Here is a 5066-nt window from a genome sequence, read left to right as displayed (position 1 = left end):
GGCCCTTCCATCATCAACGTCAGGTATAACTGCAACAAAGTTGCGCGTATTCCACTCAACTTCGCGGTACACCCAGAAGCGCATGAGTTTGCCCACACCACGAACGGCCCGTCGTTTGATGACGGCGATCTCAAGTGAAGAGCTGAGTGTGCTCGACAAAACGTTTCATCGCCTGGGGGATCCACATGACCAGACCCATCTCACGCCGCTCCGTCGCCCGAGGGGCCGCCGGGAGCATCCCCGCCGTCACCGTTGCGGGCGCTGCCCCCGTGATGGCGGCATCCACCTGTGGCGCCCCCACACCTCGTGTCAGCGGCGGCGTCATCTACGACACGGGTACGACGTGCCGCAACTTCACCACCGGCCCTTCGGGTCGCTTCATCACGAACTACTCGAACGCCGTCGCCCCGCTCGGGTGCGGTGTGGCGCAGGGCGGACTCAGCTACGTACAGGACGTCACGGTCACGCTGCCCGACGGCACGACGCTGCCGTGCCAGGTCAAGTCGCTCGACGCATCGAACACGTGTTGACGACACCGCTGCGACGCCGAACGCACCGGCCGCTCCGACACCGCGGGCTGCACCTTCTTTCTCCGGGGCGGCCCGCGTCGTCGTGTCGGCCACCGGACACCGCGTCGCCGCGAGATTTCGGGGTTGTCGTCGCCGGGTGGCACGCTTCATCCGTGCGAAGCATCGGCAAGATCCTGTCCTCCACCCGCGCGCTGTGGCCGTCGTATCTCGCGATCGTCGTCAGCTCGGTTCTCATCACGGCGACGTCGCTCGTCATGCCGTTCATCATCTCGGGTGCGACGGACGAGGTGGTCTCCGTCGTCAAGACGGGCGCGAACCCGTCGGGGCACGTCACGACCATCATGTGGTTCGCGGTGGCCCTGCTCGTGGCCGACCTCGCGAACACGGCGATCAGCAACATCGGCGGGTACATCGGCGACGTGACGGCGGTGCGGCTGCGCCGCATCCTGTCGACGCGCTACTTCGAGAAGCTGCTGACGCTGCCGCAGAGCTACTTCGACCGTGAGCTGACGGGCAGGATCATCAACCGCCTCTCGCGGAACATCTCGGAGACGACACAGTTCCTCAACTCGTTCGCGAACAACTTCCTGCCGATGCTGCTGACGACGTTCGCGGTGCTCGTCATCTCCGCCATCTACTCGTGGCCGCTCGCGCTGCTGCTGCTCATCGTCTTCCCCGTCTTCATGTACCTGACGACGCTGACGAGCAAGAAGTGGCAGGTGCTCGAGGGCGAGAAGAACAGCCAGTTCGACATCGCCGGCGGACGTTTTGCCGAGGTCGTCGGGCAGATCCGCGTCGTCAAGAGCTTCGGTCAGGAGCGCCGCGAGCTCACGTCGTTCGACGAGCGGTACGCGAGCACCGTCGCGACGACTCGCGAGCAGTCGCGCTACTGGCACCTCATGGACGGCGCGCGACGCGGCGCCCTCAACGTCATCTTCTTCGGCGTCTACTCGATCATCTTCGTGCAGACCGTCGAGGGGCACTTCTCCATCGGTGACATGGTGCTGCTCATCCAACTCGTCAACATGGCGCGTCAGCCCGTCATGATGATGAGCTACCTCATTGACTCGGGCCAGCGGGCTGTCGCCGGCAGCCGCGACTACTTCCGCGTCCTCGACGAACGACCAGAGCGGGAGGGCCTCGACCTGCTCGGCGCCGCCGACACCGCGCCGGGTGCGACGATCGACGCCGCGCGTGCGCGCGCCGCCGCATGCACCGGGTCCGTCATCGAGTTCGATCACGCCTCGTTCGGCTATGACGCCGACCGGGACGTGCTGAAGGACATCACGCTGGCCGTCGAACGGGGTGAACGTGTCGCGTTCGTCGGCGAGTCCGGCGGCGGCAAGACGACGCTCATCAGCCTCCTGCTCGGGCTGTACACGGTGCATGACGGGCACCTACGCGTCTTCGGCCGTGACACCGCCGAGACGCCGCTCGACGAGCTGCGCAGCGACTTCGGCGTCGTGTTCCAGGACGCGTCGCTGTTCAGCGGCACGATTCGCGAGAACATCGCCTACGGCCACCCCGAGGCCACCGACGAGGAGATCCGGGCCGCGGCCGAACGCGCCAACGCCGACGTGTTCATCCGCCAGTTCCCAGACGGCTACGACACGACGATCGGCGAACGCGGCCTCAAGCTGTCCGGCGGCCAGAAGCAGCGCATCGCCGTGGCGCGAGCGATGCTCAAGGACGCGCCGATCCTCATCCTCGACGAGGCGACGAGCGCGCTCGACACCAAGTCGGAGCGACTCGTGCAGGCCGGCCTCGACGAGCTCATGGAGGGCCGCACGTCCCTCATCATCGCCCACCGCCTGTCGACGATCAGCGCCGTCGACCGCATCGTCACCCTGCGCGACGGACGCATCGACGAGGTCGGCCCGCCCGCTGAGCTCGCCACCTCCGGCGGCATCTACGCCGAGTTGCTCGCCCTGCAGGCGTCGGGGTCGAAGCGCGACAAGAAGCGCCTCAAGGCCTACGACATCGCCGGGTGAGCACCGCCGTCAGGACACCTTGGCGCCGGCGCAGCCCTTCGGCCCGTCGAGCGCACCCTTGCGGTAGGCGCGGATGAGGTCGAAACCGTCGGAGCCACCGACCATGAGCAGTGCCTGGATGGCTTCGTCGAGGTCGCCAGGCGACATCGTGAACGAGCTGGTCTGCGGACGGTTGTGCAGGATGACGTCGGCGGAGTAGGCACCCGCGTAGCAGACGCCGCGATCGGCGGCGTCGTCGCCGAGCGGCTTGCCCGAGCGGCTCAGGGCCGCCTTGCCGTACTGCGCGGCCAGGAGCACGATTGGGCCGAAGTCGCCTGTCTCCCGGTAGATCTCACGCGTGACGTCGTCGTTCCACCCGATCGAGTCGTCGCTCGGGCAGTAGTACGCGACGGCGTCCGTCACCGTCTCGTCGCCGCACGTGGCCGGCTTCCTCGTCGCGAACGGCGTCAGCTTGCCCATCGGCTTCCACTGCTGACCGTTCGTCACCTGGGGGTAGGTGTGCTCCCAGTAGTCGTCGAGGTCGTAGGCGCCGCTCTGCATCGCCGACTCGTACGGCAGGTTCCCGCCGCTCGCAGCGTCCGTGTAGCTCGTGAACGGCAGCTCGGTGACGACGGGCTCCTCGCTCGTGTACGCCTTGCACGCCTTCAGGCCGTCGTCGTAGCCCGTCTGGAAGGAGTTGACGCGGTCGAAGCCGTTGCCGTGCGCCTGTTCGGAGCGCGGGTCCTCACCCACAGGGTCCTTCACCGCGAGGATCGCGGCGGCGGCCTGCGTCGGCGTCTCCGACGAGGCGGCGACGACCTTGTCGTCGATCGCGTGATGGAGCCAGGCGCCGGCGAAGCAGTCGGCCTGCAGCTCCTGCACGACGGGTTTGCCGCGGTAGCCGAAACGGTGCTGCACCGCGTGCCCGAACTCGTGCGCCATGATGACCTGCGGCGCGATGTCGCCGTAGGCGCTGCGCATGTCGGTGAGCAGGCCCGTCGAATCCCAGGCGATCGCCCCGTCCTCGTAGCAGTAGTAGGCATTTCCGGTGACGTCACCGCAGACCGACGGTGAACGGCGTCCCGCCTTGGTGTCGACGGAGTAGTAGGCCTTGATGGGTGTGAACGCCGAGCCGTAGACCGCTGGCAGCTGCCGACCCCAGTAGCGTTCGAGGTCCGCGACGGCGGCCGTCGCGAGCTTCGCGGCGTCGCTGCGCCGGTCGCCTCGCACGACGACCTTCGACACATCGATGGGCTGGCTCGAGGTGGACGCCTGCGATCCGGGGGTGCTCGCGGACGGCGACGACGCGGCGCCGGTGTGTCCCGAGGTGGTGGCCGAGGCGGGCGCCGAGGTGGGCGCCGAGGAGCCACCGGTCGTGGCGCTCGTGCACCCCGTCACGGCAAGCGCGGCCGCGACGGTGACGACCGTGCCCCGCATGATGCGGCCGCGCGCGGCTGCGCTTCGCCGTGACGCCGCGTCGGTGCCCGGCAGATCGGCGCGTTTGGTCGCGCGTCGTGATGTCATCCCCATGGAGCCACCCTCCTGTGTCCGGCGCGCCTCTCGCGCGCGTCGGCAGCCACCCGATGGCCGGCCGATGCGTCGAGGTTAGCGCGGGGCGGAGAGCCTCCGCGACAGGATCGGATGCGCGTGTGGAGGGTGCTCACCAGCGCCGCCTCGCCCCTGAGCGGCCTCAGAGAACACTCTGGACGGCCGGTCAATTTCCTCTGATGACCCCGCCGCACCGTCGTCCCAGGCACCGCGTGGAGCATCCCCGCCGTCACGATCGCCGCGGCGAGCCCGTCCGGCACAGCCTCGAACACCGCACGCAGCCCTGAGAGCAGGGCGACCATGGATCTCGCCTTCGCCGACCTGCCGACGAAGCAGGGCTCGCTGACGGTCAACTTCTACCAGTTGGTCCTGAGCGCCAATGGATTCGAGGGCGAATCCTGGCTCAACCTGCGCAACGACAGCGACGTCCCCCTGCGCTTCGCGGCCGACCACCCCCTGGCGCCGCGCGTCGACGTCGTCGGGCGCACCGGACCCAAGGACACCGAGCGGGCGGGGACCTGGCCGTCCACCTCGTAGCACACCATCACGCGCGGTGGCTTCGACAAGACGACGGGAACCCTCACCTACACCTGGACGTTCGTCGGCACTGTCCCGCTTGTGGCAAGGGCGACAACGAGGCGGACTTCTGATTCCACTGACAGGACGGCTTCATGTTCAGGGGCCGCATCACGAACGAGATCCGCATCACCCCGTTGATGACCAACACGCCCCTGCCGCCCACCCTCGAGCCCATCGCCCTCACGTCCGGGCAGGGCGCTGCGTGCCAGAGCTACTACGACGCCAAGGTCGCGGAGTACAACCGATTGGCCCGCACCATTGCCTCATACGCGGACGGTTCTAGGAACAGCGGCAGCTCCGATCGTCATCGCGACCAGAGCGTCGCGCTCGGGCAGACGGTCGCCTCCAGCGTCATCGGCGACTTCCGCCCGGCGGGTGCCGTCGACGGTATCTACTGACGGCTCGGCTCGGCCGGAACGTCAGGAGGGCGGTACCCGAT

5 protein-coding genes are annotated in these 5066 nt (G+C 68.0%); 4 read left to right on the top strand and 1 reads right to left on the bottom strand.

Annotated elements, in window-relative coordinates; genetic code table 11:
* Positions 1–185 precede the first annotated feature (185 nt).
* Positions 186–530 (top strand): hypothetical protein, encoded by a 345-nt coding sequence (locus tag J4Z35_RS14035; RefSeq protein ID WP_208065680.1) that lies wholly within the window; start codon positions 186–188, stop codon positions 528–530.
* Positions 531–682: 152 nt separating this feature from the next.
* Positions 683–2521, top strand: a complete 1839-nt coding sequence (locus J4Z35_RS14030) for an ABC transporter ATP-binding protein (RefSeq protein ID WP_208065679.1) — start codon at positions 683–685, stop codon at positions 2519–2521.
* Positions 2522–2530: 9 nt separating this feature from the next.
* Here the strand turns inward: J4Z35_RS14030 and J4Z35_RS14025 are convergent, their stop codons facing one another.
* On the bottom strand, positions 2531–4030 hold the full coding sequence (locus J4Z35_RS14025; RefSeq protein ID WP_006946253.1) for a neutral zinc metallopeptidase: 1500 nt from the start codon (positions 4028–4030) through the stop codon (positions 2531–2533).
* 318 nt (positions 4031–4348) lie between these two features.
* Here J4Z35_RS14025 and J4Z35_RS14020 point away from each other — a divergent pair, with 318 nt between their 5' ends.
* The gene (locus J4Z35_RS14020) at positions 4349–4585 is read left to right on the top strand and encodes a hypothetical protein (RefSeq protein ID WP_040014825.1); all 237 of its coding nucleotides are present in this window, start codon (positions 4349–4351) and stop codon (positions 4583–4585) included.
* 134 nt (positions 4586–4719) lie between these two features.
* Positions 4720–5025: a hypothetical protein gene (locus tag J4Z35_RS14015; protein ID WP_074041108.1), complete on the top strand. Its 306-nt coding sequence runs from the start codon at positions 4720–4722 to the stop codon at positions 5023–5025.
* The last annotated feature ends 41 nt before the right edge of the window (positions 5026–5066 follow it).

The organism is Dermacoccus sp. NHGro5 (assembly GCF_017565385.1).
Taxonomy (GTDB): domain Bacteria; phylum Actinomycetota; class Actinomycetes; order Actinomycetales; family Dermatophilaceae; genus Dermacoccus; species Dermacoccus nishinomiyaensis.
The sequence above is the reverse complement of the archived record's forward strand: the minus strand, read 5'-3'. Positions and strand labels throughout refer to the sequence as shown.